This is a genomic window from Pseudomonas sp., assembly GCF_040514055.1.
In the GTDB taxonomy this organism is placed as follows: domain Bacteria; phylum Pseudomonadota; class Gammaproteobacteria; order Pseudomonadales; family Pseudomonadaceae; genus Aquipseudomonas.
The window spans coordinates 51,282-77,401 of record NZ_JBEVDL010000047.1; the positions used below are offsets into that span (position 1 = coordinate 51,282).

General features: G+C 65.5%; 25 protein-coding genes. 7 read left to right on the top strand and 18 right to left on the bottom strand.

Features of this window, described 5'->3' with window-relative positions:
- Positions 1 to 62 precede the first annotated feature (62 nt).
- A complete protein-coding gene (locus ABWY06_RS11390) occupies positions 63 to 332 on the bottom strand; it encodes an HP1242/YdcH family protein (RefSeq protein WP_353925679.1) in 270 nt (89 codons plus the stop codon).
- A gap of 169 nt (positions 333 to 501) precedes the next feature.
- On the opposite strand from ABWY06_RS11390, the gene ABWY06_RS11395 reads away from it, so the two are divergent.
- Positions 502 to 1,248, top strand: coding sequence for an EAL domain-containing protein (locus ABWY06_RS11395; protein WP_353925680.1), 747 nt, complete (start codon positions 502 to 504; stop codon positions 1,246 to 1,248).
- 65 nt (positions 1,249 to 1,313) lie between these two features.
- On the top strand, positions 1,314 to 1,727 hold the full coding sequence (mscL, locus tag ABWY06_RS11400; RefSeq protein WP_353925681.1) for a large-conductance mechanosensitive channel protein MscL: 414 nt from the start codon (positions 1,314 to 1,316) through the stop codon (positions 1,725 to 1,727).
- 4 nt (positions 1,728 to 1,731) lie between these two features.
- Here mscL and ABWY06_RS11405 read toward each other — a convergent pair whose 3' ends face one another.
- The 3 genes from ABWY06_RS11405 to ABWY06_RS11415 all read right to left on the bottom strand — a co-directional run bounded on the left by ABWY06_RS11405 (position 1,732) and on the right by ABWY06_RS11415 (position 4,480).
- The gene (locus ABWY06_RS11405) at positions 1,732 to 2,508 is read right to left on the bottom strand and encodes a ferredoxin--NADP reductase (RefSeq protein ID WP_353925682.1); all 777 of its coding nucleotides are present in this window, start codon (positions 2,506 to 2,508) and stop codon (positions 1,732 to 1,734) included.
- 140 nt (positions 2,509 to 2,648) lie between these two features.
- Positions 2,649 to 3,644 (bottom strand): DctP family TRAP transporter solute-binding subunit, encoded by a 996-nt coding sequence (locus tag ABWY06_RS11410; protein ID WP_353925683.1) that lies wholly within the window; start codon positions 3,642 to 3,644, stop codon positions 2,649 to 2,651.
- A gap of 392 nt (positions 3,645 to 4,036) precedes the next feature.
- A complete protein-coding gene (locus ABWY06_RS11415) occupies positions 4,037 to 4,480 on the bottom strand; it encodes a hypothetical protein (protein WP_353925684.1) in 444 nt (147 codons plus the stop codon).
- Between ABWY06_RS11415 and ABWY06_RS11420 the strand changes: the two genes are divergently transcribed.
- The gene (locus ABWY06_RS11420; protein WP_353925685.1) at positions 4,449 to 5,297 is read left to right on the top strand and encodes an SDR family NAD(P)-dependent oxidoreductase; all 849 of its coding nucleotides are present in this window, start codon (positions 4,449 to 4,451) and stop codon (positions 5,295 to 5,297) included. The genes ABWY06_RS11415 and ABWY06_RS11420 overlap by 32 nt on opposite strands.
- Positions 5,298 to 5,322: 25 nt before the next feature.
- Here the strand turns inward: ABWY06_RS11420 and ABWY06_RS11425 are convergent, their stop codons facing one another.
- Complete coding sequence (locus ABWY06_RS11425; protein WP_353925686.1) at positions 5,323 to 6,567, bottom strand: VWA domain-containing protein; 1,245 nt, start codon at positions 6,565 to 6,567, stop codon at positions 5,323 to 5,325.
- Positions 6,568 to 6,772: 205 nt separating this feature from the next.
- Between ABWY06_RS11425 and ABWY06_RS11430 the strand changes: the two genes are divergently transcribed.
- A complete protein-coding gene (locus ABWY06_RS11430) occupies positions 6,773 to 7,897 on the top strand; it encodes a methyltransferase (protein ID WP_353925687.1) in 1,125 nt (374 codons plus the stop codon).
- A gap of 340 nt (positions 7,898 to 8,237) precedes the next feature.
- On the opposite strand, the gene ABWY06_RS11435 is transcribed toward ABWY06_RS11430, so the two are convergent.
- The 5 genes from ABWY06_RS11435 to ABWY06_RS11455 form a co-directional block, all read right to left on the bottom strand.
- On the bottom strand, positions 8,238 to 8,381 hold the full coding sequence (locus ABWY06_RS11435; protein WP_353925688.1) for a DUF2474 domain-containing protein: 144 nt from the start codon (positions 8,379 to 8,381) through the stop codon (positions 8,238 to 8,240).
- The gene (gene cydB, locus ABWY06_RS11440) at positions 8,381 to 9,388 is read right to left on the bottom strand and encodes a cytochrome d ubiquinol oxidase subunit II (protein ID WP_353925689.1); all 1,008 of its coding nucleotides are present in this window, start codon (positions 9,386 to 9,388) and stop codon (positions 8,381 to 8,383) included. Before cydB ends, ABWY06_RS11435 begins: the two co-directional genes overlap by 1 nt.
- Positions 9,389 to 9,390: 2 nt before the next feature.
- A complete protein-coding gene (locus ABWY06_RS11445) occupies positions 9,391 to 10,830 on the bottom strand; it encodes a cytochrome ubiquinol oxidase subunit I (protein ID WP_353925690.1) in 1,440 nt (479 codons plus the stop codon).
- Positions 10,831 to 11,108: 278 nt separating this feature from the next.
- A complete protein-coding gene (locus ABWY06_RS11450) occupies positions 11,109 to 11,726 on the bottom strand; it encodes a nucleotidyltransferase family protein (RefSeq protein WP_353925691.1) in 618 nt (205 codons plus the stop codon).
- A 36-nt stretch (positions 11,727 to 11,762) separates the two neighbouring features.
- Complete coding sequence (locus ABWY06_RS11455; RefSeq protein ID WP_353925692.1) at positions 11,763 to 12,731, bottom strand: XdhC family protein; 969 nt, start codon at positions 12,729 to 12,731, stop codon at positions 11,763 to 11,765.
- A gap of 149 nt (positions 12,732 to 12,880) precedes the next feature.
- Here ABWY06_RS11455 and ABWY06_RS11460 point away from each other — a divergent pair, with 149 nt between their 5' ends.
- A complete protein-coding gene (locus ABWY06_RS11460; RefSeq protein ID WP_353925693.1) occupies positions 12,881 to 14,191 on the top strand; it encodes an MFS transporter in 1,311 nt (436 codons plus the stop codon).
- Here the strand turns inward: ABWY06_RS11460 and ABWY06_RS11465 are convergent.
- On the bottom strand, positions 14,130 to 15,005 hold the full coding sequence (locus tag ABWY06_RS11465; RefSeq protein ID WP_353925694.1) for a LysR family transcriptional regulator: 876 nt from the start codon (positions 15,003 to 15,005) through the stop codon (positions 14,130 to 14,132). The genes ABWY06_RS11460 and ABWY06_RS11465 overlap by 62 nt on opposite strands.
- A 126-nt stretch (positions 15,006 to 15,131) precedes the next feature.
- Here ABWY06_RS11465 and ABWY06_RS11470 point away from each other — a divergent pair, with 126 nt between their 5' ends.
- Complete coding sequence (locus ABWY06_RS11470; protein ID WP_353925695.1) at positions 15,132 to 15,524, top strand: DoxX family protein; 393 nt, start codon at positions 15,132 to 15,134, stop codon at positions 15,522 to 15,524.
- 10 nt (positions 15,525 to 15,534) lie between these two features.
- Positions 15,535 to 16,212, top strand: a complete 678-nt coding sequence (locus ABWY06_RS11475; protein WP_353925696.1) for a glutathione S-transferase family protein — start codon at positions 15,535 to 15,537, stop codon at positions 16,210 to 16,212.
- Here the strand turns inward: ABWY06_RS11475 and ABWY06_RS11480 are convergent.
- The 7 genes from ABWY06_RS11480 to ABWY06_RS11510 form a co-directional block, all read right to left on the bottom strand.
- Positions 16,209 to 17,918: a J domain-containing protein gene (locus ABWY06_RS11480; RefSeq protein ID WP_353925697.1), complete on the bottom strand. Its 1,710-nt coding sequence runs from the start codon at positions 17,916 to 17,918 to the stop codon at positions 16,209 to 16,211. The two genes, ABWY06_RS11475 and ABWY06_RS11480, sit on opposite strands and share 4 nt — an antisense overlap.
- 104 nt (positions 17,919 to 18,022) lie before the next feature.
- Positions 18,023 to 19,675, bottom strand: a complete 1,653-nt coding sequence (locus ABWY06_RS11485; RefSeq protein ID WP_353925698.1) for a J domain-containing protein — start codon at positions 19,673 to 19,675, stop codon at positions 18,023 to 18,025.
- A gap of 12 nt (positions 19,676 to 19,687) precedes the next feature.
- Complete coding sequence (locus ABWY06_RS11490; protein ID WP_353925699.1) at positions 19,688 to 21,382, bottom strand: Hsp70 family protein; 1,695 nt, start codon at positions 21,380 to 21,382, stop codon at positions 19,688 to 19,690.
- 201 nt (positions 21,383 to 21,583) lie between these two features.
- Complete coding sequence (locus tag ABWY06_RS11495) at positions 21,584 to 23,788, bottom strand: xanthine dehydrogenase family protein molybdopterin-binding subunit (protein ID WP_353925700.1); 2,205 nt, start codon at positions 23,786 to 23,788, stop codon at positions 21,584 to 21,586.
- Entirely contained in the window at positions 23,785 to 24,774 is a 990-nt protein-coding gene (locus ABWY06_RS11500) for an FAD binding domain-containing protein (RefSeq protein WP_353925701.1), read from the bottom strand. Before ABWY06_RS11500 ends, ABWY06_RS11495 begins: the two co-directional genes overlap by 4 nt.
- Complete coding sequence (locus ABWY06_RS11505; RefSeq protein ID WP_502948191.1) at positions 24,771 to 25,280, bottom strand: (2Fe-2S)-binding protein; 510 nt, start codon at positions 25,278 to 25,280, stop codon at positions 24,771 to 24,773. The genes ABWY06_RS11500 and ABWY06_RS11505 overlap by 4 nt, the downstream gene beginning before the upstream one ends.
- A gap of 183 nt (positions 25,281 to 25,463) precedes the next feature.
- Positions 25,464 to 26,015 carry a DJ-1 family glyoxalase III gene (locus ABWY06_RS11510; RefSeq protein WP_353925703.1) on the bottom strand — a complete coding sequence of 184 codons (552 nt, stop codon included), beginning with the start codon at positions 26,013 to 26,015 and terminating at the stop codon, positions 25,464 to 25,466.
- Positions 26,016 to 26,120: the final 105 nt, after the last annotated feature.

Below are 26,120 nucleotides of genomic sequence, written 5' to 3' on the forward strand. Positions count from 1 at the left end.
CGAACTCCCGCGGAGGAAAACGCCCATCATAGCCTGCGCAGGGGGGGCGCCGGGAGCGCGATTCAGCCCGAACAGCCACCGCAACAGCTGCCCTTGGCCTGCTTGAGCCGACGCGCAAGGGCGTCCTTCAAGGCCACGCGCTGCAGCTTGAGCGTCGACAGGTCCTGTTCGCTGGCGGTCTCGACCGCGTCTTCGATGCGGCAAATGCGTTTGTCCAGCGCCTCGTACTCGCTCGCCTGGCGGGCAAAGTGCGCATCGGATTGGCGCAGCTCGTGCAGGGTCTGCTGCAGCTCGGGAAAGTCCTTGGTCAGCGGGTGATGGTCAACGTGCATGGTGCGCCTCCGTTAAGTGTCTGAACGCAGCTTAAGCGTCCCGCCCAGCCCCGCCATTGACGCCGATCAAGCGAACCGTCAATGCGCCCACGCCCAGATGCCGACGAAAACAGCAGACAGCGTCGGCATTCTTTGCTTAGCTGAAACGATCGTCCGCAAGGAGCTTGTCATGCCCGATTCGCCTGGATGCACCCACTGCCGCGACGGTGAGGCGCTGGACTTCGCCATCAGCATGGCGTTCCAGCCGATCGTCGACCTGAACAGCCACCAGGTGTTCGCCCATGAAGCCCTGGTCCGCGGCCCAGCCGGCGAATCGGCGGGCAGCCTGCTGGCCCGCCTGACCGACAGCAACCGTTATGCCTTCGACCAGAGCTGCCGGATCAAGGCCCTGGAGTGGGCGGCGCGCCTGCCTGTACCGGCACGGCTGTCGATCAACTTTATGCCCAACGCGGTGTACCGGGCCGAGACCTGTATCCGCGCCACCCTGGAAGCCGCCCAGCGTTACGCCTTTCCGCTGCAGCGGATCATCTTCGAAGTGACCGAACAGGAGCAGGTGCTGGACATCGATCACCTCAGCGGCATCCTGCGCGCTTACCGCAAACAGGGCTTTATGACCGCCATCGACGATTTTGGCGCCGGTTATGCCGGATTGAACCTGCTGGCCGACTTCCAACCCGACCTGATCAAGCTGGATATGGCCCTGATCCGCGGAATTGACCGGGACAGCGTCCGGCAGATCCTGGTGGACGCCACCCTGAGCATGTGCCGCAAACTGAACATCCGCGTCATCGCCGAAGGGGTTGAGACCCGCGAGGAGCTCGACACCCTGCGCGCCATGGGGGTGGAGCTGTTCCAGGGGTATTTGTTGGCCAAACCGGGTTTCCAATGCCTGCCCGCACTGCAGTGGCCCAACTGAGACCGGCTGGCAACCGCGATCCCGTGCAGTACACTCAGCGCCATCCCATTGTCGAGAATCATCAGATGAGCATCATTGGCGAATTCAAGGCCTTCGCGGTCAAGGGCAACGTGGTCGACATGGCCGTCGGCATCATCATCGGCGCGGCCTTCGGCAAGATTGTCACCTCCTTTGTCGGCGATGTGGTCATGCCGCCGATCGGTCTGCTGATCGGCGGCGTCGATTTCAGCGACCTGGCGATCACCCTCAAGGCGGCCGAAGGCGACTTGCCCGCGGTCATGCTGGCCTACGGCAAATTTATCCAGACCCTGCTGGACTTCTTGATCGTCGCCTTCGCCATCTTTATGGGGGTCAAGATGATCAACAAACTCAAGCGTGACGAAGCGGTGGCGCCCAGCGCGCCGCCCACCCCCACCCCTGAAGAACTGTTGCTGGTCGAGATCCGCGACCTGCTCAAGGCTCAAAAGCCCCAGCCTTGACCGCCTACCAGTAGTTCTCCACCGCCACCTGGCCCGGTCGACGGGTCAGGCTCAGCTGCATGTCCCGCTGTTTCAGCAGGGTGCGGCAGTCCTCGATCATCTGCGGGTTGCCACAGAGCATCACCCGCGACTGCTCGGCCGTCAGCGCCACGCCGGCGGCGCGCTCCAGCTCGCCACTGGCGATCAACTCGGTGATGCGCCCGTGCAGCAAACCTGGCACGGCCTCGCGGGTGACCACCGGCAGGTAGACCAGCTTGTCGGCGAACTCGCGTAAGTAGTCCCGATGCGGTAACTGTTCGATCAGCTCCTGGTAGGCCAGCTCGGCACGGGTGCGCGCGCTGTAGACCAGCAGGATCCGCTCATAACGCTGCCACACCTCGAAGTCCTGCAGGATCGACAGAAACGGCGCCACGCCGGTGCCGGTGGCCAGCAACCAGAGGTCGTGGCCGTCGACAAACCGATCCAGGGTGAGGAAACCGAAGGGTTGGCGCTCCACCAGCAGCGTGTCGCCGGCCCGCAAGCGGCTCAGCTCGCTGCTGAATTCGCCACCCGGAACCACAATGGAGAAAAACTCGAGAAACTCGTCATGGGGCGCCGAGAGCATCGAGTAAGCGCGCCAGACGATGCGGCCGTCGGCCTTGGGCACGCCGAGCCGGGCGAACTGCCCGGCACGGAAACGAAAGTGCGGATCGCGACTGCAACGCAGGCTGAACAGGGTCGGCGACCAGGCGCGGACCTCGCTGAGGGTTTCGCGGCTGTATTTTTCCGGGCTGCTGGACATGCGGGCGCCTCGTGGAAGCAGAGACGCCAGTGTCGCGCAAAGCGCTCGGCACAAACACCGACAAGCCTTGGGGTTAAGGGCCTGTTGACACTATGCGCACTGCCGCGGCGCGTGTGGCTAGTGTCAACCGGCCCTCGGCCTTAGCGGCGGTTGACGGTTTGCGCGGCACGCATCACATCGGCACCGATTTCCTTTTCAAAGGTCTTCCACAGCGGCTCCATCTGGGCGCGCCAGGCGGCGTGTTCATCGGCGCTCAGGCTGACCAGCTTGGTGCGGCCGGCGGCCAAAACGGCCTCGCGATCACGCTGGTTGATCTGCTCGGCCTCGTCGCCGACCCTCTGGCTGACTTCTTCGATGATGGCTTCCAGCTCGGTACGGGTCTTGTAGGGGATACTGGTCCAGAACTTGGGATTGCTCACCAGCATGTAATTGATCGAACCGTGATTGGTTTCGGTGATATAGGGCTGCACGCTGTCCAGTTTCTGGCTGGCGAAGTTCGACCAGGGACCTTCGGTGCCTTGCACGCTACCGCCCTGCAGGGCTTTGAAGGTTTCCGCGAATGGCAGCGGCACGGCCTTGGCGCCCAGGGCGGTGAACTGCGCGGCGAGCACGGCCGACGGCTGGATACGGAACGCCAGGCCCTTGGCGTCGGCAGGTTTGGGCAACGGCCGGTTCGCCGACAGCTGTTTCATGCCGTTATTCCAGTACGCCAGGCCGTAGATGTTCTGCGCGGTCATGGTACGCAACAGGTCTCGGCTTTTTTCCCGCTTCTGGAAACGCTTGACCGCCTCCAGGTCATCGAACAGGAACGGCAGATCGAACACCTGCAATTGCTTGGTAAAGGGTTCGAATTTCGACAAGGAAGGCGCCAGCATCTGCACCTCGTTGTTGCGCAGGGCCTCGAGTTCGTTGGCGTCGCCGAACAGTGTGGAGTTCGGATACACCTCGACCTTCACCTCGCCGGCCAGGCGTTCTTCCACCAGTTTCTTGAACAGCAGCGCGCCTTTGCCCTTGGGCGTGTCCTCGGCAACCACATGGGAGAACTTGATCAGGATGGGTGCCTTGCCTTCCGCCAGCGCGGTGCCGGTGACCAGCAGCAAGGCGGTCAGGGGAAGGGTGAGCAGGGACTTGAACATGGATATTCCTTGAATAATGGAAAGCCGAGAAGCCCACGGCATGGCGCGGGCCTCATCGGTTGGGCTGTACTCTGTGCGGATAGCCCGGCGCGCCCTGGGGGCTGGCGCTGGACATCCCCGATTCATCAGGGACTACCAGGTCGCATCTGAGCGCAGTGGTCAGAGGCCTGGTTATTATTGGAGTGCTGGCAGGCTTGACTCGTCGGTACTGAACACGACTACCCAGGCCAGCAGGGGGCGGCATTTTTCGGTAAAGCGCGGCGCAGCACAAGCACGAATTAGCCCAACTCGCGCACAATTTTCATTTTTCCCCGGGCTTCAACGCCTCTACGGCGCGCCATACGGGGATTCTTCCCGTTCGTCTGGCAACCTGACCGCCTGCACAGGATTATTCAGGATAACCCCGCCCCAACGGTAAACACGCCTTGGGCGGGGGACAGGCACTTGGGACTCTCTTTACGGATACGGCTAACCCCGGTGCGGTCGGTGCCATTTTCCGCGGTATAGATCACGTGGGCGGCATCATCGAATCCCTGGGAGGCAGCGTTGTCCTGGGGCAAAGCAAGGTCGCTGACGACAGGCAGCCCGGTACTCAGCGGTCCCGGCGGGGTTGAAAGGCTGTTAAATTCGCGGGATTCTCCCGCCCTACCAAAGCGTTCCTGCTCCCAGGCACTGGCAGACGTGAGGCACCCGGTCAGCCGCTTGGCCGCCCCGGTCATGGACGCGCCGCGCCAGGCGCGAAATGATGGGCTGGCATCCACCGTTCGCCCATCCAGGGCCGATAACATTCCACAGGAGGCAACCATGTCTTTCGCCGAAAAAGTCATCTGGATCACCGGCGCTTCATCGGGCATTGGTGAAGCCCTGGCCGTCGCCTTTCTCGCCCAGGGTGCCCAGGTGATCCTGTCGGGCCGACGCGTCGAGGAGTTGCAGCGGGTGGCGGATCAGGCACCGCAGCGCTGCCGGGTGCTACCCTTCGAAAGCACCGACTACGACGCCCTGCCCGCCATAGTCGCGGACGCCTGGTCCTGGCGCGGGCAGGTCGACCTGTTGATCAACAACGCAGGCATCACCCAGCGCAGCCTGGCCCTGGACACCGACTTCGCGGTCTACCGCCGGCTGATCGAGGTCGATTACCTGGCCCCCCTGGCGCTGACCCAGTTGCTGTTGCCGAAGATGGTGGCGCGCGGCGCCGGCCACCTGGCCGTGATCAGCTCGGTGGCCGGCAAGGTCGGCACGCCGCTGCGCAGCGGCTACTGTGGCGCCAAACACGCGGTGATAGGTTACTTCGACGCGATTCGCGCCGAGGTGGAGCAGGCCTACGGCATCCATGTCAGCGTGATCCTGCCGGGTTCGGTGCACACGGCCATCGCCACCAACGCCCTGGCGGGCGACGGCAGCCGCCGCGGCCACTCAGACCCCAATATCGAGAACGGCATGGCCGTGGCCCTGGCCGCCGAACGTATCCTCGCCGGGCTGGCTGAACATCAACGCGAGATCCCGATCGCCGAAGGCATGGAGCTGCTGGCCCTGCAACTGCGGGTCGGCAACCCCGAGCAACTGTTTGCCTTCACCGCCAAGGAAGGCGCGCGTCTGGCGGCTCTGCGCGCAGCCGGTGGCTCGCTGGACCCGAGCGATATCCGCAGCCAGTGAAGATTAACGTACCACCCGACAGGCTCTAGTCGAGGATCCCGGCGTTGCAGGCTGCCGCCAGCCAGTCGGGAAACTCGCCCATCAGCCTGGCATACAACGCCTCTTCGCCGAGGTCATGCAGATCATCCAGGGAGAAGAAACTGCAATTATCCACCACTCGCCCCGTCATCTCGTCCAACCGCTCGAGTATTCCGTAGTTATGCCCACCCAGGCCGACGAATTGCCAGAAAATCGGTAGCGCCGCCGCCTGAACCATCAATTCCTTGATCCGTGCGCTGCGACTCACACCACCATCGCTGATAAACAGCACATAAACCGGAGTGCGCGCTGGCGTCCGCTGATAAAAAGCGATCACCGCCTCCAGCACCCGGGCTTCATCATTGACTCGCGCTCCCAGCGCCCAGTGACGCCAACCGCCCTGGTCGGCGTCGATATAGCCCTGATAGTTGGCCAAGCTGACCGGGCTCAGCTGTTGCGGTTTTTCGCCAAATGCCCAGCAATCCAGCGCCCCGTCGTCATCGAAATGCACAGCCAGCGGTATCAACCGTTCGAGCAACTCCTGAACCCGCCCCTGTTTGTACTGGCCATTCATCGAGCCCGACCCATCCAATACCAAACCGACCCGTGCACTCACGGCGGACAACCGGGTCTTTTCCAGTATCACCTGGGCCTTTTTCGCCAGTTCGACCAAGCGTGGCGCCGCGTGCGCGAGCTTTTTCTCCAGGGAAACCGAGGCCTGCCGGCTAGGCGCGGCAGGCTGCTCGGACACCGTACCGCCGAAGTGCCGGACCAGGGCCGCCAAGCCTTCGTTAAAGCCCTGCAACACGCAACCTATACGCCACTCGCCTCCCTTGCGGTACAGCTCGGTGATCATGATTGCCTTCTCTTGGGCAAACTCCTGCCCGGAGAATTCGGCCCGCGCCTTCTCCTGGCCCGCCTCCAGCAGGCGGAAACCACTCGCGCCGAGCTCATGCAGAGTGCCCGGATCTTCGATGGCGGCGGTGAAGACCAGCCGTTCGATAGCCTTGGGCAAGTCAGGCAGATCGATCTCGAAGGTCTGTGCGGCGCTCTGCCTGAGGCTCCCGCACGGGCTCTGCGGCTGGTTGAAAAAGATCATGTAGCGCTCGTCGGAAAGCCGGCCCTGGGCATCCACCCCGAAGCACGCCAGGTCGATGGGCCGCGGGCTACGGATGTCGAAAAGCAACTGGAAACGACCGCTGGCCGCTAGAGAAGCCAGGGCGATGCGCTGGCCTTGGGTGATAAGGGTCATATGCAACCGTCCTTGTTCGAAGCCGAGGAGTCCAGGCGCACCTTAACAGTTGGCCAACACGCACTCCTATGGGCAACCCCCTGAATAGCGGGATGCATACGGACCGTAAAGCACTGCGTCACGCGGGTTTAAAAACCCGTAAAATAGCCGTCCAGGCGAGTTTCCCCGCAGACTCGCAGCGCCGTCACGCTTGCCGAGTTCCGCCATGCCCGTCCTGACCACCCCCTTCGCCAGCCTCGACCTGTTTCGCCAGCCGCCCCGGCACGACGACCCCTTGCAGGCCTTCGATGCGGCCGACGAGTACTTGCTGGCCCATCTGGCCGAGCAGGGCCTGCGGGCGGACCAGCGGGTGCTGATCCTCAATGACAGCTTCGGCGCCCTGGCAGCCAGCCTGGTCGGCCAGGCGCATATCAGCAGCAGCGGCGACTCGCACCTGGCTGCATTGGCCCTGGCCAACAACCTGGCCTGCAACCACTTGCCCGCCGACAGCCTGAGCTTCGTGCCGGCCAGCCAGGTGGTCGAGGGGCCTTTCGATTGGGTGCTGATCCGCGTGCCCAAAACCCTGGCCCTGCTGGAGGAACAGCTGATCCGCCTGCATGGCCAGCTGGCACCGGGCGCACGGGTCGTCGCGGGGGCCATGGTCAAGCACCTGCCCCATGCCGCCGGCGATCTGCTGGAGCGTTATATCGGCCCCATGCAGGCTTCACTGGCGGTAAAAAAGGCCCGCCTGCTGATGGCCACCGCGGTGGACAAACCTGTCCCGCAGTCGCCCTATCCCACGCAATACCGCCTGGAAAACCCGCCCCTCACCTTGCTCAACCATGCCAACGTCTTCTGCCGCGAAGGCCTGGACATCGGCACCCGCGCCTTTCTCCCGCACCTGCCGCGCAACCTGGGCGAGGCGCGGGTGGCCGACCTTGGCTGTGGCAACGGCGTGCTGGGCATCGCCTGCGCCTTGCTCAACCCCCAGGCGCAGCTGACCCTGGTCGACGAGTCCTATATGGCGGTGCAGTCGGCGGGCGAGAATTGGCACGCGGCCTTGGGTCATCGCCCGGTCAGCCTGCGCCCGGACGATGGCCTGGCCGGCCAGCCGGCCGATTCCCTGGACCTGGTGCTGTGCAACCCGCCCTTCCACCAGCAGCAGGTGGTCGGCGACTACCTCGCATGGCGCATGTTCCAGCAGGCCCAGGCGGCCCTGGTGCGCAACGGCGAGCTGTGGATAGTCGGCAATCGCCACCTGGGCTATCACGCCAAGCTCAAGCGGCTGTTCCGCGGCGTGGAACAGGTGGCGGCCAATCCCAAATTCGTGGTGCTCAAGGCGATCAAGTAAGCCCTCCATGGGGGCGGCTTGAGAGGGCGTAGGGCGGTCTCGGCGCGCCGTTCAGCGACAGCCCGCCAATCGGGCGTCAGGCGATGCCCGTACCTGCCGCGCTTATAGATTGCCTATGTACACGGGCGCTGTCCGCCCTACCGGTATATCGACACCTAGGCGCGGTCTCTGGGCGGCCCCCGGTAGCGGCCGCAGCGAAGCGAACAGAGTCTCCGAGGTGCTCTGGTAGGGCGGGCAGCGCCCGCCATCGGCAGCGGGGTGGGCTGAACAACCGCACTGCGCGATAGGTCTCGCCCAATGGGCGGGTCTCCTACAAGCAGCGGTGATGAACAGAGACGCCCTAGGGCGTACCCATGCCCGCCGCGCTCATAAATTGCCGCAGCAGCCAGGCGACCACACCCAGGGCCAGTACGCTGGCGCTCCAGATACCCACCAGCCAGGCCAGGCGTTGCCACAGCGGGGTTTTGCCAGTGGCATCGGTCATCAGTGATACCCCTGCTCGGGGTCCATCTTGCCGCGGAACACGTAGTAGCTCCAGGCGGTGTACATCAGGATAAAGGGGATGATAAACAGCGCGCCTACCAGCATAAAACCCTGGCTTTGGGGCGGTGCCGCCGCCTGCCAGATGGACACCGAGGGCGGGATGATATTGGGCCACAGGCTGATGCCCAACCCGCTGTAGCCGAGGAAAATCAGGATCAGGGTCAGGATAAAGGGCGTGTGATTGGCGTTCTTTTGAATGCCCCGCAGCAGCGAGAAGGTGGTCAACAGCACCAACAGCGGCACCGGCATAAACCAGAACAGGTTCGGCAGGCTGAACCAACGCTCGGCGATGGCGGCATGGGCCAGCGGCGTCCAGATGCTGACGATGCCGGTCACGCCCAGCACCACGAACACCAGCGGCCGGGCCATATCGTGCATCTGCTGCTGCAGGCGGCCTTCGGTCTTCATGATCAGCCAGGTACACCCCAGCAAGGCATAGGCGGCGATCAGCGCCAGGCCACAGAACACCGAAAACGGCGTCAACCAGTCCAGCGGGCCGCCGGCGTAGGCCCGGTTGAGCACCGGGATGCCGTCGATATAGGCGCCCAGGGTCATGCCCTGGAAGAACGTCGCCGTCACCGAACCGCCGATAAAGGCCTTGTCCCAGATGTGCTGCTTGTGGCTCTTGGCCTTGAAGCGAAATTCGAAGGCCACGCCGCGAAAGATCAGCCCCAGCAGCATAAAGATCAGCGGCAGGTAGAGCGCGCTGAGCACCACCGAGTAGGCCAGCGGAAAGGCGCCGAACAGGCCGGCGCCACCGAGCACCAGCCAGGTTTCGTTACCGTCCCAGACCGGCGCCACGCTGTTCATCATCAGATCCCGTTCGCCATTGTCCTTGACGAAGGGAAACAGGATGCCGATGCCCAGGTCGAAGCCGTCCATCACCACGTACATCATGATGCTGAAGACGATGATGATCGCCCAGATCAAAGAAAGGTCGATGCCCATGTTCAGTTCCTCTCGCCCAGGTGATCGCCATCGCCTTCTTCCAGGCCCTCGTCCGCCGCCGACAGCGGCCGCGCCGGGGTCCGTTGCTGGCCAGGCCCGCCGGCGCCCTCTTCCTTGCCCTCGTCGGTGACCGGGCCCTTGCGCACCAGGCGCATCATGTAGCCGATACCGACGCCGAACAGCGCGAAATACACCACCACGAACAGGCCCAGGGTCAGGCTCATCTGGGCGAAACCATGGCCGGACGAGGCATCCACCGTGCGCATCAGGCCGTACACCACCCAGGGCTGGCGACCGATCTCGGTGGTGTACCAGCCGGCGAGGATGGCGATGATCCCGGAGGGGCCCATCCACAGGGCCAGGTGCAGGAAGGCACGGTTCTCGAACAGACGGCCGCGCAGGCGCAACCACAGGCTCCACAGACCGGTGAGGATCATCAGCAGGCCCAGGCCGACCATCACCCGGAAGGTCCAGAACACGATGGTCGCGTTGGGCCGGTCCTCGGCGGCGAAGTCCTTCAGCGCCGGCACCTGTTTATCCAGGCTATGGGTCAGGATCAGGCTGCCCAGGGCCGGGATTTCCAGCTTGAAGCGGGTTTGCTCGGCCTGCATGTCGGGCCAGCCAAAGAGGATCAGGGGCGTCGGTTCGTTGCCGTGGTTTTCCCAGTGGCCTTCGATCGCGGCGATCTTCGCCGGCTGGTACTTCAGGGTATTGAGGCCATGGAAGTCGCCAATCACCGCCTGGATCGGCGCCACGAGCAAGGCCATCCACATGGCCATCGACAGCATGCGGCGGATCGCCGGGTTGTCGCGACCGCGCAGCAGGTGCCAGGCGGCCGAGGCGCCGACGAAAAACGCGGTGGCGAGAAACGCCGCGGTGGCCATATGGGCCAGGCGATAGGGGAAGGAAGGGTTGAACACCACGGCGAACCAGTCCATGGGGATCACCCGCCCGTCCAGGATGGCGTAGCCCTGGGGCGTGTGCATCCAGCTGTTGGACGCCAGGATCCAGAACGTCGAGATCAGGGTGCCAATCGCCACCATCATGGTCGAGAAAAAATGCAGTCCAGGGCCCACGCGGTTCCAGCCGAACAGCATGACGCCGAGAAATCCTGCTTCGAGAAAAAACGCCGTCAGCACCTCGTAGGTCAGCAACGGTCCGGTGACCGCGCCGGCGAAGTCGGAGAACGCGCTCCAGTTGGTGCCGAACTGATAGGCCATGACCAGGCCGGAGACCACGCCCATGCCAAAGTTGACCGCGAAGATCTTCGACCAGAAATGGTAGAGGTCACGGTAGACCTCCTGACCGGTCTTCAGCCACAAGCCTTCCAGTACCGCCATGTAACTGGCCAGGCCGATGGTGATGGCCGGGAACACGATATGGAAGGAGATGGTGAAACCAAACTGGATCCGGGCGAGATCGATAGCCTCCAATCCGAACATAGAACATCCTCTATCAGGTTATAGCGGGCACTCACCAGACAGCGGCCAGCTCCGACTCGCTCCAACTTTTTTGGAGTACGCAGGGCGGCAATTGTTCTTATGGGCGATCTTTCGAGGCGTTATCGCGGTGCGCGACAAGCAACATCCAGGCGGCTGGCAGGCATTCCCAAGAGGGGTATTGACCTGGATCAAGCCATGCCCGAAGAGTAGCGCCGCCCCCCTCGAGGCCAGCTGTGGTCATTTGTCGCGCATCGCTGGAACGCCCGTTCTGCGTGTGCTCAACAGGTGCGACGGGGTGCCGCAGGGCCACCAGACCCCAGTGTCCGCAGGGCCTCGGGGGTATCCACGTCGCGCAGCAGTCCCGGGTCATCCAGCGCCAGGACCCGGCACGCCGCCCCGGCCCCCTCGATCAAGGCGCGCGCGCCCGGTTCACCGTGCAGGGCTTGCAGCGGCGGCCAGAATTGGCGACCGAACAGCACCGGATGGCCGTACCGACCCCCATGGCTGCCCAATACTATGCGTCCGGCCCCGGCCTGCGCCGCCAGGGCACGCAAGCTCGACTCCGCGACCCAGGGCATATCGCCCAATACCACGGCAATCGCCGCGGCCGGGTGCCCGACCAGGGCCCGCACCCCCGCCGCCAGGCTGTCGCCCAGCCCCTGTTCGGCGTTGCCGCAGCGCAGCACGCCGACCCTGGCCGGCACCTCCAGCGCCGCGGGGTCATCTTCGGCCCGCAGCAGCACATAGGTTTCGGCGAATACTCGCTGGGTCGCCTGCAGGGTCGCCTGCAGCAGGGTTCGGCCATCGGCCAGCCGCGCCTGGCGCTTGTCGCCGCCGAAACGCCGGCCCCGACCGGCGGCCAGCACCAGGGCGATCACCAGGGGCAGCGGCGCCATCAAGTCCCCGTTCCCCATCCGGCGGCTGCCGCTCGACTACAGGCAGTCACGGGCGATCCCGTTACGCAGCCGCAGCACATCGGCCATCACCGCCAGGGCGATTTCCGCCGGGGTTTTACTGCCCAGCGCCAGGCCAATGGGTGCCTGGATCCGCGCCAGGTCCTGCTCGGTCAAGCCGCCACTGCCGCGCAAGCGCTCGAAACGCTTGAGGCTGGTGGCACGCGACCCCATCACACCGATATAGAACGCATCGCTGCGCACCGCTTCCATCAGGGTCAGGTCGTCCATGCGCGGATCATGGGTCAACGCCAGCACGGCGGTGTCGCCATGGCAGGCCCCTGCGGCGATGGCCAGCGCTGGCAGCTCGCGACGCAGCTCCACCCCGCTCAGTTCCACCCCGGCGAGCACCTCTTCACGGGGCTCGCACAACAGCACCTCGAAGCCCAGGGCCTGGCCGAACGCCACGCAATGGGCGGCCACGCTGGAATACCCGGCCAGCAACAGGCGTTGGGCAGGGCCGATACGCAAGCGAATCTGCTGCTCGCGGCGTTCCACCCGTGGCCCCGGCCCGACCGTATCGCGCAGCCGCCGATGCCCTTCGGGCAGGCTGATCTCACGGATTAGTTGGCATTGCCCCGACAGGGCTCGTTCGAGTTGGCGCAGATGGCCCTGCACCGCCGGCTCTGCCGGAAGGTTTTCCACCAGCACTTCCAGCACCCCACCGCAGGGCAGGCGCACCGACTCGCCAGCGTCCTGGGCGCCATAACGCACCAGGTTCAGCGGCGTGGCAAAACCCTGGCGCACCAGCCGCTCGAGAAAGGCCTCCTCGACACAGCCGCCGGACAGCGAGCCGATCCACTCGCCCTCGGCCGTGGCGGCCAGCAGCGCGCCGGGCGCCCGCGGGGCCGAGCCGAAGGTGCTGAGCACGGTGCACAACCAGACCCGACGGCCCTGCAGGGACCACTGCAGTGCGCGGCGTATCACCTGGAGATCGAGATGCTGCATTGGGGGCCTCGCGGACGGCTGGCAACTGACTACATGTGGCCTTGGACCAGCGATTACGCCAGGAGGTCGGCTGGTGATTCGGGCGTTTCCGAGGCGTCGCGGCCCGTGCTAGGCTGGGCCACCCTTAGCTAGCTATCTAATTGATCGCCATGTCCGCGCCTTCCGCTCAATTGTTGCGTCATCAACGGCCCTTTATGGCGTTCTGGCTGGCGCGGGTCTGCACCGCCAGCGGTTTTCAGATGCTGACCGTGGCCATCGGCTGGCAGATGTACGAGCTGACCGGCAAGGTACTGGACCTGGGCCTGGTCGGCCTGGTGGAGTTCCTGCCGCGCCTGCTGTTCGTGCTCTACACCGGGCATGTGGCCGATCGCTACGACCGTCGCAAGGTCGTTGCCCTGTGCCAGGCCGGCCAGGCGCTGATCGGCCTGGCCCTGGTGCTTGGCAGTGGCGGCGGCCTGACCCGCGAGCTGATTTTCCTGCTGGCGTTTTTACTGGGCAGCGCCCGCGCTTTCGAGATGCCGGCGACCCAGGCCTTGCTGCCCAGCCTGGTGCCGGTGGGGCTGTTTCCGGCGGCGGTGGCGGCTTCCGCCTCGGCGATCCAGGCCGCGACCATAGTCGCCCCGGCGCTCGGCGGTTTTCTCTATGCGTTCGGCAGTGTCTGGGTCTATGCCCCGACCACCCTGCTCTACTGCCTGGCGGTCGGGCTGATCCTCAGCCTGCCGGCCCGCGCCGAACCGCTGCGCAAGGAGCCGGCCTCGGTGAAATCGCTGCTGGCCGGCCTGCAATTTATCCGCAGCCGCCGCGACGTGCTGGGCGCGGTGTCCCTGGACATGTTCGCGGTGCTGCTGGGCGGCGCCACCGCGCTGTTGCCGGTGTTCGCCAAGGACATTCTGCTGACCGGTCCCTGGGGCCTGGGCCTGCTGCGCTCGGCACCCGCCATCGGCGCGTTGCTGATGTCGGTGTGGCTGGCGCGTTTCCCCATCGAACGCCAGGTCGGGCGCATCATGTTCACCTCGGTGGGGGTGTTCGGCGTGGCGACCATCGCCTTCGGCCTGTCGACTTCGTTCTGGTTTTCCCTGGCGGTACTGGTGATCCTTGGCGCGGCGGACATGATCAGCATGGTGATCCGCGCCGCCTTCGTGCAGCTGGAAACCCCGGACGCCATGCGCGGCCGGGTCAGCGCGGTCAACGGCCTGTTTATCGGCGCCTCCAACCAGCTCGGCGAATTCGAGTCGGGCCTGACCGCCCACTGGTTCGGCACGGTGCCAGCGGTGGTCATGGGTGGGGTCGGTACCCTGCTGGTCAGCGGCCTGTGGATGCGCCTGTTCCCCACGCTGGCCAACCGCGATCGGTTGCATCAGCCAATGACCGAGCCCACCGAACCGCCGCCTCGACCGTTCAATGCAGCAGGCGCGGATCCTGGCTCAAGCGCTGATAAAGAAAGTCGGTCAGCGCCCTGACCCGCGCCACCTGCCGCAGGTCAGGATGGCTCAGCACCCAGATCTCGGTGTCCAGCGCCGGGTCGGGCTCCGCCAGACGCACCAACTCGCCATGGGCCTCGGCCAGGGGGCAGAGCAACAGCCCGACGCCCAGCCCCAGGCGCACGCACTCGAGCATCCCCACCAGGCTGTCGACCCGCGCCAGCACCCGCTCGACGGGCACCTGCGCGTCCAGCCAGCGCGCCTGATCGAGGTGCGCCAGGGCGGCGTCCGGCCCCACCCACAGATGCTCGGCCCACGGTAGCTGCGGCCCATGCTCGGCCAGGTAGCAACGCGCGGCATAGGCGGCCGTCTGGATCCGTCCGACCCGCCGCCCCAGCAGATGGTCCGGTGGCTGGTTGGAGCCGCGCACCGCCACGTCGGCTTCGCGGCGGGTCAAATTGAGAAAGGCGTTGTTCATCACCAGTTGCAGGCGGACCTGGGGATGGAGCTGCTGGAACTCCACCAGCAGCGGCATCAGCAGGCTGCCGAACAGCGTGTCGGTCGAGGTGATCCGAATGACCCCGCGGATCTGCCGGTCCTTGCCCTGTACACGCCGTTGCGCCCCCTCGATCTGCTCATCCAGCCCTGCCAGTTGCGCCGCCAATTCGTCGCCTGCGACGGTCGCCGCATAACCGCCCGGCAGGCGCTGGAACAGCGCCACTCCCAGGCTCGTCTCCAGGTGCGCCAGGCGCCGCAGCACGGTGCTGTGGTTGACCTTGAGTGCCGTCGCCGCCGCCGACAGGGAGCCGTGTCGACGCACCGCCAGGAAATACTGCAGGTCGTTCCAGTCCACAGGCCGATCCCCCTATGCAATTACGCATAACCAGTCGGCCAATACTGCGAGTTTTTCGGCGGAATCGCAAAGCGCACAGTGACAGCGTCTCTCACCACCCGATGTCACGCACACAAGGCTCCCCTTATGAACCTGCCTGTCTACCCCGCTGCCGCCAGCCTGCTGCTGCGTTTGACCCTCGCCAGCATGTGGATCAGTCACGGGCTGATCCTCAAGTACCTCACGTATGGCATCGAGGGTCTGGCCGCCTGGCTGGTCAGCCAGCAATTGCCCGCCCTGCTGGCCATTCCCCTGGTGACGCTGGAGGTCGCGGGCGGGCTGCTGATCCTGCTGGGGGTCTATGGCCGCTGGGTATCCCTGGGGCTGCTGCCAATCCTGCTGGGCGCCCTGGTGATTCACTCAGGCAACGGCTGGGTCTTCAGCAACGCCAATGGCGGCTGGGAGTACCCGGCCGTGCTGGCCGCCGTGTCGCTGGTGCATTGCCTGCTGGGGGACGGGCCTCTAGCGCTAAAACGCTGAGGAGCCTGTCATGCACGACCTCGAATTGATCAGCCATCCGCTGTGCCCCTATGTGCAACGCGTGGCCATCGTGTTGCAGGAAAAGGGCCTGGCGTACGTACGCCGTTATATCGACCTGGCCGACAAACCCGACTGGTTTCTGGCGCTCTCGCCGCTGGCCAAGGTACCGCTGCTGCGCACGCCGTCGGGGGTACTGTTCGAGTCGGCGGCGATCGTCGAATACCTGGATGACAGCTTCGGCTCGCGCCTGCACCCCGCGGACCCGTTTCTGCGCGCCCAGCACCGGGCCTGGATGGAGTTCGCCTCGAACCTGTTGAGCGAGCTGGCGCAGTTTTATAACGCGCTCGACGCCGCGGCGTTCGCGCAGCGCGCTGACGCCCTGCGCACACGCTTCGCGCGACTCGAGGACCAGTTGAGCGGCGGGCCGTTTTTCAACGGCGTGGCGTTTTCCCTGGTGGACGTGGTATTCGCCCCGGTGTTTCGCTATTGGCAGGTGCTCGACGCGTTACCCGAGGCCAGGCTGTTGCGGGGCCTCCCACGGCTGGCCGCCTGGCGCACAGCCCTGGCCGAGCGGCCCTCGGTGCGCGCCGCGGCCCCCGCCGATTACCCGCAGCGACTGCGGGCATTTCTCGCCGGCCGCGACAGCCACCTGGGCCGGCTTTACGGCAAACCGCCAGCAAGCCCTTAATCCTGTGCCGGCATCCGGCACTCATCCTTGTAGTGCAAGGTCCAGGTGCAGGTCCCAGCCACTCCTTGGCTGAAATTCGGGTCGAGCGCGGCCAACACTCCAGCCACAAACAGGATTAGCCCGACTACCAGCATCTTTTTCCAGGTCATGACACGACACCAAGCGCCCTTGCCCCGCTGATAGGTCCGTTCCAGCCCACTGCTGAAAACCACCAGCACCGTCGCGGGGAGCTGCAGCGGATGGCCTGGCCGGGGGATAACACCGGCATAAGCCAAGGCCATCGGCCCGATCAGGCCACAGGCCAGCGCGTAATAGACACTTGCGGTTGCTTCCCACACCGCCGTCGCCGTCAGCACTGTCAGTGCTGCCGCGGGCAATCCATGACGCAACAGCAGCAGACCACGGCCACTGCGCACCCAGGTGGCGGGCAGTAACCTGCTGCTGATGGCCAGGTCTGGCTCGGTTAACCAGGGGTCCAAGCAACGCCACAGTCCGTAAAGCCCCGACAGCGAAGTGGCCAACCCCAGCGCCAGGGCAATTGCGCAGAAGCCGGCTCCCAACCAGGAGGCATCGGATCGATCCAGGGCATCGCCAGCCCCCACTGCACAGGGCAACAGCAGCAGTAACCACAGGTAAAAAAACGCGCCTGGCCACTCACTGGCAAGGCGCCATTGCCGCCAGTCATGGGGTCCATCAGGGGCCAGGCGTTGCAGCGCCAATGGCGCAGCCTGTAGCGTCTGCTCCAGCAAGTCGCAGGCTTGCCAGTCCTTTTCCGAGAAACCATCGACCAGGCGCCTGCGCCGAGCATCGCTCAGCGGCTTGAACATCAGCCAGGCCGCCCGCGCCTGACCGCTGTCCGCGAGGGGTCGGTCGATACGCTCGCGCACCCGCTGCTCCAGCTCGTCCTGCTCACCACGCTGCAGCAGCTGCTCCCATTCGGACAGCCAGTCGCCCTGGGTCGCCGCCACTTCGTCCCACCCGCAGCGGGCGCACAGCGTCAGGAGCAACTCAGGGGACCACTGCTCCACGGCCAGCAGAATCTCCACCAGCTGCCGATTGAAATAGCTGCGCCGTTCGAACGATTGCAACCAATCCTGCCCATGCAATTGCGCGACCAGCGCCACAAAGTGCTGTTCGTTGCCGTCCACCAGCAGCCCATGCAGACCATGGAGTTCCGTGGCGAGTAGGCGATGGTCCAGCAGCTCCAGCTGCCTCGAGGGTAGCGAGGACTCTTGCCAGGGCGTCAGCCAGCCCAAGTGCTGCAGTGCCCACTGTGCGGCCAGGTATCCCTGCTCGTTGTCGTTCAGGCAGCGTTCCAGCAGGCAGCGCTCGAACATCGCCAGTCGGTCATCGGCCTTGGCCCGGCAGGCCACGGCATCCAGCGCGGCCGGCGTCAGATCGAACAGGCCGGCCAGCATCCCTGCGAGTTCAGCGTCAGCCGCTTCGAGCAGCGCGGGCGGGTCCCCCGCAGCCAACTCGCTGGCAGGCACAGTCGCCTGCACTGTACCGTCCAGCTCAGCCTCATAAGCCTGCGTTTCTGCGCGGCGGTGGGCTAACGACAGCGCCTGCTCATAGGCGCCCCGCAACCGCTGAAAGGCCTGCGGGTCCTGATCGGGGCGATGCACCTTGAGCAAGGCGGCATAACTGCGCTTGATCGCGCGCTCGTCCGCATCGCTGCGCAAGCCGAGAATCGCCCAGCAACTCATATCTGTTCCTTAACGGCCTGATTCAGGTTGATCAAGTAGCCCCCATTCGTCTTGAAATGCCAGGCAGTCACTGGGCATTGGGTCAGTTTCCGGCCCTACGGCGCTCATTTGCGCAGCCGCAAAGGCCTGGCGAAGCGCTTGAACATGTACTGCAGGGCTGCCCGCGGAGTACCTAGCTTCAGGACGAGATTTGCAGAGGCCAGGGTCAGGACACTGAACAGTACAGCCATTGCCGCGGCGCTAGTCGGCCCGTTCATTCCCCCTACCAACGCCGCCGTCCCGGTAATGAACACACAGGGAACGCCATGGCGCAGCAACAGAAAGCCCAGGCCCCGACGAACCCAGTCACCGGGCAGCACAAGCGAACTGAGCGCGACATCGGCCCAGGCCAACCCATGGGCAAAAGGTTTCCACATGTAGTACATGGTGTAGAAAGTGATTGCCGCCAGAACAGCGCTGATCAGAGCACCGACCAGGCTGAACATCAGCAAGGTAGGGTCGTAACCGACCAGGATATGGGAAAAGGCCAGCCAGCACGGGAGGATCATCAACAGCCCGAGGTAGAGCTCGCTGCGGTGCCAATTCGGTACCGCCTGCCAGGGACGCCAGTCAAACAGGCCGCCTGGCGCCAAGCGCTGCACCAGCTCGGGTGCCCCGTGGCTGAGGTGATCGGCCAACACCTCGCACGCCTGCCAATCCTGAGCGGTAAATGGGTCCACGAAGCGCCTGCGCCGACCATCGCTCATGGGTTTGAACAGCAACCAGGCCGCCCGCGTTTCAGGCTTCTTGGGCTTGCGCACAGCCAGCTCCGCTCGCAGGCCTTGCTCCAGTTCCTCCAGTTGACCACGGCGCAGCAACTGCTCCCACTCGGCCATCCAGCCCGCCTGCCGGGCACACAGGTCATCCCAGCCGCAACGGGTGCAGACCGCCTGGAAAAAAGGCTGCGTCCATTGGCTCACCGCCAATAACATATCGACCAATTGCCGATGGAAATAGGCCCGCCGATCAAAGGGTTGCAGCCAGGGCTGCTGATGGAGCACGGCAAGCTGCTGCAGAAAAGCGGGCTCGTTGCCTGCCACCAGCAACCCGTGCAAGGCGTGCAATTCCTGCCAGAGCAAACGTCCTACCAGGATGTCCATCTCTTCGGTCGGCAGCGCCGCCGATTGCCAGGGTGTCAGCCACTTGAGCCGAACCATGGCCCAGCGCGTTGGCCCCAGACCTTCTTCCTCGGCAGCGATGCAGCGCTCGAGCAAACAGGCCTCGAAGGCCGCCAGCTGGCCCTGCGCCTGGGCCGCGGCATGAGCCGCTTCCAGAGAGGCCGGCGTCAACACTTGGAGTAGGGCGCGGAACTCCTCCTCGACCGCCGCGGCGGCTCGCTCGACAGGCGCTGGCCTGAGACGCTCGACGGGTTCGAGCGGGGCCTCGCCGTTCGGCGGCTGCCGCCTCAGTGCCTCACGCGCAGGGGTTAATGCCAAAGGCTGCGCATCGGTCTCGAGCTGGCCTTGATCGGCAGGCGCCGGCATTGCCCGCGAGACGGACTCTGGCGCGGAGTGAGACTCGATGACCAGCTGTTTCGGCGCCAGCGCCAGCCGCCGCGCGGCGAATGCCAAGGCGGCCTCATAGGCCTCGCGCAGGCGCTGGAATCCCTGAGGGTCTTCGTCAGGGCGGTGAACTTTCAGCAACTTCGCGTAGCTGCGCTTGATGCTGCGCTCATCCGCCGCCTCGCCGAGCCCCAGCACCGTCGTCCAGTGGCTCATCGCCCAACCCCCTTAAAAATCACGTTCCAACGCTTCCATACGCTCGCTCACCACCCGCCGGGCGTCGCGGATCAGCCGCTCGTCCTGGCCATCCAACACCTGCTGGAACTGCTCGGCCAGTTGCCCAACATACTGGCGCTGCTCGCCCAGGCATTCCTGATACAGGCGCTCCAGGCGCGCCATCAGCAGGCTGTTGACCTGCTGATCGCGCGGATGAATCTTCAGCGCGTCGAGGGCTTTCAAGCGTTGATCGATTTCCGCCGGACTCAACACCCCGGGGGTGTTCTCGATCACCAGGCGATGGTGCTGCCCGGTCATCGGGATATGCACCAGCGCTTCCAGCAGGCCGTTGATGTCGTAGGTGAAGCGCACCTCCAGGCTCACCTCGCCGGCCTTGCGCGGCGGCACCGGGATATCCAGTTCGCCAAGAAAAATATTGTTCTTCACCAGCCGGCTCTCGCCCTGGTAGATCTTCAGCAGCACCTGCTTTTGCTGATCGTGCAAGGTTTGCAACCCATGCATGCGGCTAACCGGCACCACCGAGTTGCGCTCGATAATCGGCAGGAAATGACCGCCGTCGAACTGCGCGCCCAATTGTTTGGTGGTTTCCACCCCCAGGCTATAGGGGCAGACATCGGTCAGCACCACCTCCTCCAGGGCCGCATCCCGGGCCTTGAGCGCGGCCTGGATGGCCGCACCCTGGGCGATGACCTCGTCGGGGTTCAAATGCAGCGAGGGGAAACGACCGAACAGACCGGTTACCAGCTTGCGCACCAATGGCATGCGGGTGGTGCCGCCAACCAGCAGCACCTCATCCAGATCCGGGGCATTGATCCGGGCATCGCGCAACGCCCGCTCAAGCGGCGCGCGCAAGCGATCCAGCAAGGGCGTGACCACCTCTTGCAGCTGCGGCTGGCTGAGTGTCTCGCTCCAGACTTCATCGCCCAGGGCCAGGCTGAACTCGACCTGGGCCTGCTGGCCAAGGGCATGCCGCACACGCCGCGCCTCGCGGCGCAAGCGCTGCTGCACCGGCGCTGCGTCCAGGTCGGGGGCCTTGTCCCGACTGCGCAGGCGAGCACAGAACCAGTGCACCAGGGCATCGTCGAAATCCTCGCCACCGAGGAAATTGTCGCCGGCGCTGGCGCGCACCTCCATCACCCCGTCGAACAGTTCGAGGATCGACACGTCGAAGGTACCGCCGCCCAGGTCGAACACCAGAAAGGTGGTTTCCTCCCTCTGGTGCACGCCATAGGCCAGCGCCGCCGCCGTGGGCTCGTTGATCAGGGTGTCGACCTGCAACCCCGCCAGCTCGCCGGCGATGCGCGTGGCCTTGCGCTGGGCGTCGCTGAAATAGGCCGGCACGCTGATCACCGCCTGGGTAACCGGCAGCCCGTAGACCCGCTCGACGTCCGCCTTGAGGCTTCTGAGCACCAACGCCGACAGTTCTTCAGGACGAAACACCCGGCCGCCCAGGCGGATCTCATGCCCGCTGCCCATATGCCGCTTGAACAGTGCGGTGGTCAGCTGCGGGTGGGTTTGCAGCCGCTCGTAGGCCACCTGGCCAACCAGGATCTGGCCCTGGTCATCCAGGCCGACCACACTCGGGGTGAGCAACTCACCCAGCGCATTGGCGACCAGCTGGGGCGCGCCCTCGTGCCAGACCGCCACCAAGCTGTTGGTGGTGCCCAGATCTATGCCGACTATCATGCTGACCGAAACTCCAAGGACAAGGGGCAACATGAAAGGCGCGAACCGGCTCCATGTGCGGGGCGGCTATTAAATCGCGCCACCGTCAGCCGGTAAACCGGGACGTTCAGGTTGTCGGCAATCTCGGCCGATACCGGCCCGCATCGCGGGATCAGCTACCGCGCGTCGCCCGCAGACGGCGCGCGGTGGCCCGGGTCGCTCTCAAAGCAACTTGTCGAGGGTGATCGGCAATTCGCGAATGCGTTTGCCGGTGGCGTGATAGACGGCGTTGGCCACCGCGGCGGCCACCCCGACCATGCCGATTTCGCCGACGCCCTTGGAGCCCAGGGCATTGACGATCGGGTCGTCCTCCTCGACGAAGATCACCTCCACCTCGCCGATATCGGCCTGCACCGGGATATGGTATTCGGCCAGACTGTGGTTGATGCAGCGGCCCAGCCCGTGGTCGGTCAGGGCTTCTTCGTGCAGGGCCATGCCGATGCCCCAGACCACCCCGCCGAGGATCTGGCTGCGGGCCATTTTCGGATTGACCACCCGCCCCGCGGCGATGGCGCTGACCACCCGGGTGACCCGCACCGTGCCCAGGCTTTTATCGACCTGGACTTCGACGAAGACCGCCGAATGGGTGGCGGTGCTATAGGCCTCGCGCCGCGTGTCCGGCTGCGCCTCGACCTGCACTTCCAGGCTGTGCAGGCCGCTGGCGCGGACGATCGCGGCCAGCGACAGGGCCCGGTCACTGCCCTCGAGGCGCAACTGTCCGTCGCCAAAACTCACCTGTTCCGGCCGCACGCCGGCCAGGCCGGAATCCGGCAGGCTCTGGGCGATCACCAGCAGGCGCTGGCCCAAGGCTTCGCAGGCCTGTTGCACCGCGCTGCCCACCGAGGACACGGTAAAGGAGCCGCCCTGCAGCGGCGCCTTGGGCAGGCTCGAATCGCCCAGCACAAAGGTCACGTCCTCCACGGCCAGACCCAGGGTCGCGGCGGCGATCTGGGTCATCACGGTGTAGGTGCCGGTGCCGATATCGGTGGTGGCGCTGCTGACGGTCAACTTGCCGCTGCCATCCAGCCGTGCCTTGGCGCTGGCCTTCTGCTGCATGGCCTCCCAAACGCCGGTGGCCATGCCCCAACCGATCCACTGCTGGCCCTCACGTCGGCTGCGCGGCGCCAGGGGCCGGGCGGCCCAGCCGAAGCGCTCGGCACCCTGCTGGTAGCAGGCCCGCAGCGCCTTGCTGGAATAGGGCTTGTCCTCGTTCTGGTTGCGCTCGGCGTAGTTATTCAGGCGCAACTGCAAGGGATCGATGGCAGCCGCATAGGCCAGCTCATCCATGGCGCACTCCAGGGCAAAAAGCCCCAGGGCCGCGCCGGGGGCGCGCATGTCCAGCGGGGTGAAGACATCCAGCGGCGCCAGCCGGTAGGACAGCTCGAGGTTGTCACAGTGGTAAAGCATGCCCGACCACTGGACCACCTGTTCGCTGAAGTCCTCGAAGCGCGAGGTCTGAGCGATCGCCGAATGGGTCAGCGCCTGCAGCGTACCGTTGGCCGAAGCGCCCAGACACAGTCGCTGCAGCGTGCGCGGCCGGTAGCCGAAGGTGAACATCTGCTGGCGGGTCAGGCACACCCGCACCGAGCGGTTCAGCGCCAGCGCCGCCATCACCGCCAGGGGGAGCTGGTACTGCGGCCGCAAGCCGGAGCCGAAGGCGCCGCCGACAAAGGCGGCGAGCACCCGAACCCGGCCGGGTTCCAGGCCGAACACCTGCTCGATATAGGCCTGGCTGTTCTGCGTGCCCTGGGTCTTGTCATGCACCAGCAGGGTGCCATCGGCCTGCACCAGCACCGTCGAGGCATGGGGTTCCAGGGGGTTGTGGTACTCCACCGGCGAGCTGTACTCGGCCTCGATCCGCAACGTGGCGCCGGCCAGGGCATGTTCCCAGTCGCCCCGCGGCTCGGGCAACTCGGCGGGCGCCGGGTGTGCGTCGTCGAGCTGGGTCAGCAGGTCGGTCTGGTGGGCGTCCTGCTCGTACTCGATTTGGACCAGGGAGGCGGCGTAGCGCGCGCGCTCCAGGGTATCGGCGACGACCAGCGCCAGCGGCTGGCCGCTGTAGAAGATGCGTGCGTTGTACAGCGGCCGGAAGGGTGAGCCCTCGGCGGCATCGGCATCCTCGTAGGCGTCGTCATCCTCCGCCAGGCGTGGCCGGTTCAGATGGGTCAGTACCTGCTCGACCCCGGCCACCCGCAACGCCGCCTCGGCGTCGATCCGCAGGATGCGGCCGCAGGCAATGGCGCTGTTGACCACCACGCCGTGCAACAACCCGGGCACCGCGAATTCGCCGGCGTAACGCGCCCCTCCTGTGACCTTGAGCGGACCCTCGACCCGATCCAGCGGCATACCCAGCGGCGAGGCGTTCATGGACGTACTCCCCCCGCGGCGGCCTGGCTCAACGCGCGGACGATGGCACGGCGGGCCAGCTCGATCTTGAAGCCGTTGTCGGCCAGCGGCTGGGCATCCTCCAGCAACGCTTCGGCGGCGCCCTGGAAGGTCGTGGTATTGGCGGGTAGACCGATAAGCGCCGCCTCGACCCCGGTATCGCGCCAGGGTTTGTGCGCCACTCCGCCCAGAGCCAGGCGCGCGCGGCGGATCTGGCCATCCTCGAGTTCCAGGGCCGCGGCGACCGAGACCAGGGCAAAGGCGTAGGAGGCGCGATCACGCACCTTCAGATAGGCCGAGTGGGCGGCGAAGCCGTCGGCGGGCAACTCGACCGCGACAATCAGCTCATTCGTTGCCAGGCAATGATCGCGCTCCGGGGTGTCGCCCGGCAGCCGATGGAAGTCGGCGAAGGGGATGACGCGCTCGCCCGCGGGGCCGATCACCCGCACCCGCGCGGCCAGCGCGGCCAGGGCCACGCACAGGTCCGAGGGGTGCGTGGCGACGCAGTGTGGGCTGGCCCCGAGAATTGCATGAATACGATTGCGCCCCTGCCGGGCCGGGCAACCGGAACCGGGTTCGCGTTTATTACAGGGCACCGTCGCGTCATAGAAATAGTAACAACGGGTGCGCTGCAGCAGGTTGCCGCCGGTGGTCGCCATATTGCGCAACTGCGGCGAGGCCCCGGCCAGGATCGCCTGGGCCACCAGCGGGTAGCCTTGCTCGATCGCCGGATGCCAGGCCAGGTCGGCATTGCTGACCAGGGCACCGATGCGCAGGCCGCCATCGGCCAGGGGCTCGACCCCGCGCAAGGGCAGACCGTTGATATCGATCAGGCGCTCGGGGCGGCTGAGGTTTTCCTTCATCAGGTCCAGCAGGTTGGTACCACCGGCGATAAAACGCGCGGTCGGTCCGGCCAGGCCCAGGGCCTCATCGATGCCCTGGGGTTTGCTGTAGGTGAAGGGACTCATGGCTGCTCGCCTCCCTGGGCACGGCAGGCGGGCAAGGCCTCCTCGATGGCCGCGAGGATATTGCCGTAGGCGCCGCAGCGGCACAGGTTGCCACTCATGGCTTCGCGCACCTGCTCATGGCCCTGGGCGCGGCCTTCATGGGCCAGGCCCAGGGCCGAGCAAATCTGCCCGGGGGTGCAGTAGCCGCACTGGAAAGCGTCGTGACGGATAAAGGCCGCCTGCAGCGGATGCAGCTCTTCGCCCTGGGCCAGGCCCTCAATGGTCAGCAGCTCGGCACCCTCGGCCATCACCGCCAGGCTCAGGCAGGCGTTGATGCGACGCCCGTCGAGCAATACGGTACAGGCGCCACACTGGCCGTGATCGCAGCCCTTCTTGCTGCCGGTCAGGCCCAACTGCTCGCGCAGCAGGTCGAGCAGCGTGGTCCAGGGCTGCACCTGCAACTGATACGGCTGGCCGTTGATACTCAGGTTCAGCGGATGCAACGCCAGCCGGCTGTCGCCGTCCATGGGGGAAATCGTGCTCATGACAACCTCGGAATCAGGGGCGCCGGGGCGCCCCGAAAGCGCACCAGCACGGGTCTGCGCCGGCCTGCAACCGGCATCCAAGATTTACGACTGCCCCCTCCGGTTAATGTTCAAGGCGCGTCCCGGAAGGTCGCGGGCACCCAAGGCGCATAGTCTCCCCAGGCGCTAGACCAGCATGGCTTGGGCCACCCGGTTACGGGTCGCCTTGCCGCACAGCCGCTCGACCAGGGTCAGGGCAAAGGCCAGCGCACTGCCAGGCCCCTGGGCGGTGATGCAGTTGCCGTCGACCACCACGGCCTCGTCGACGAAGGTGCAACCGCTAAGCCGGTCGCTCAGCGCCGGATAGCAGGTCATGCGCCGCTGGCGCAGCACGCCGTACGCCTGCAGCGCCACCGCTGGGGCCGCGCACAGGCCGGCGAACAGGGCCCCGGCTCTGGCCTGTTCGCGCACCCGCTCGGCCAAGGGTTGATGGTCGGCCAGGTGCTGGGCGCCGGGCATGCCGCCGGGCAGGACGATCAAATCGAAGGCCTGGGCCAGCACGTCCACCAGCATGGCATCTGCCGTCAGGCGAGTACCGCGGGCGCAAGTGAACATGCGGCGTTCCTCGACGCTGGCCACCAGCACCTCGACCTCGGCGCGCCGCAGCACATCGATCAGGGTGACGGTTTCCAGGTCTTCCACCCCGTCGGCGACGGGAATCAGGGCGCGTGGGGTCATAGTGTTTTCTCCTGGAGCGAGGTGACAGCGCGCCTCGATCGGGTCATAAATCCACCATCCGGGGACGAGCTGGTATGATGCGCGGCTTTTGCCGGAGCCGCAGAA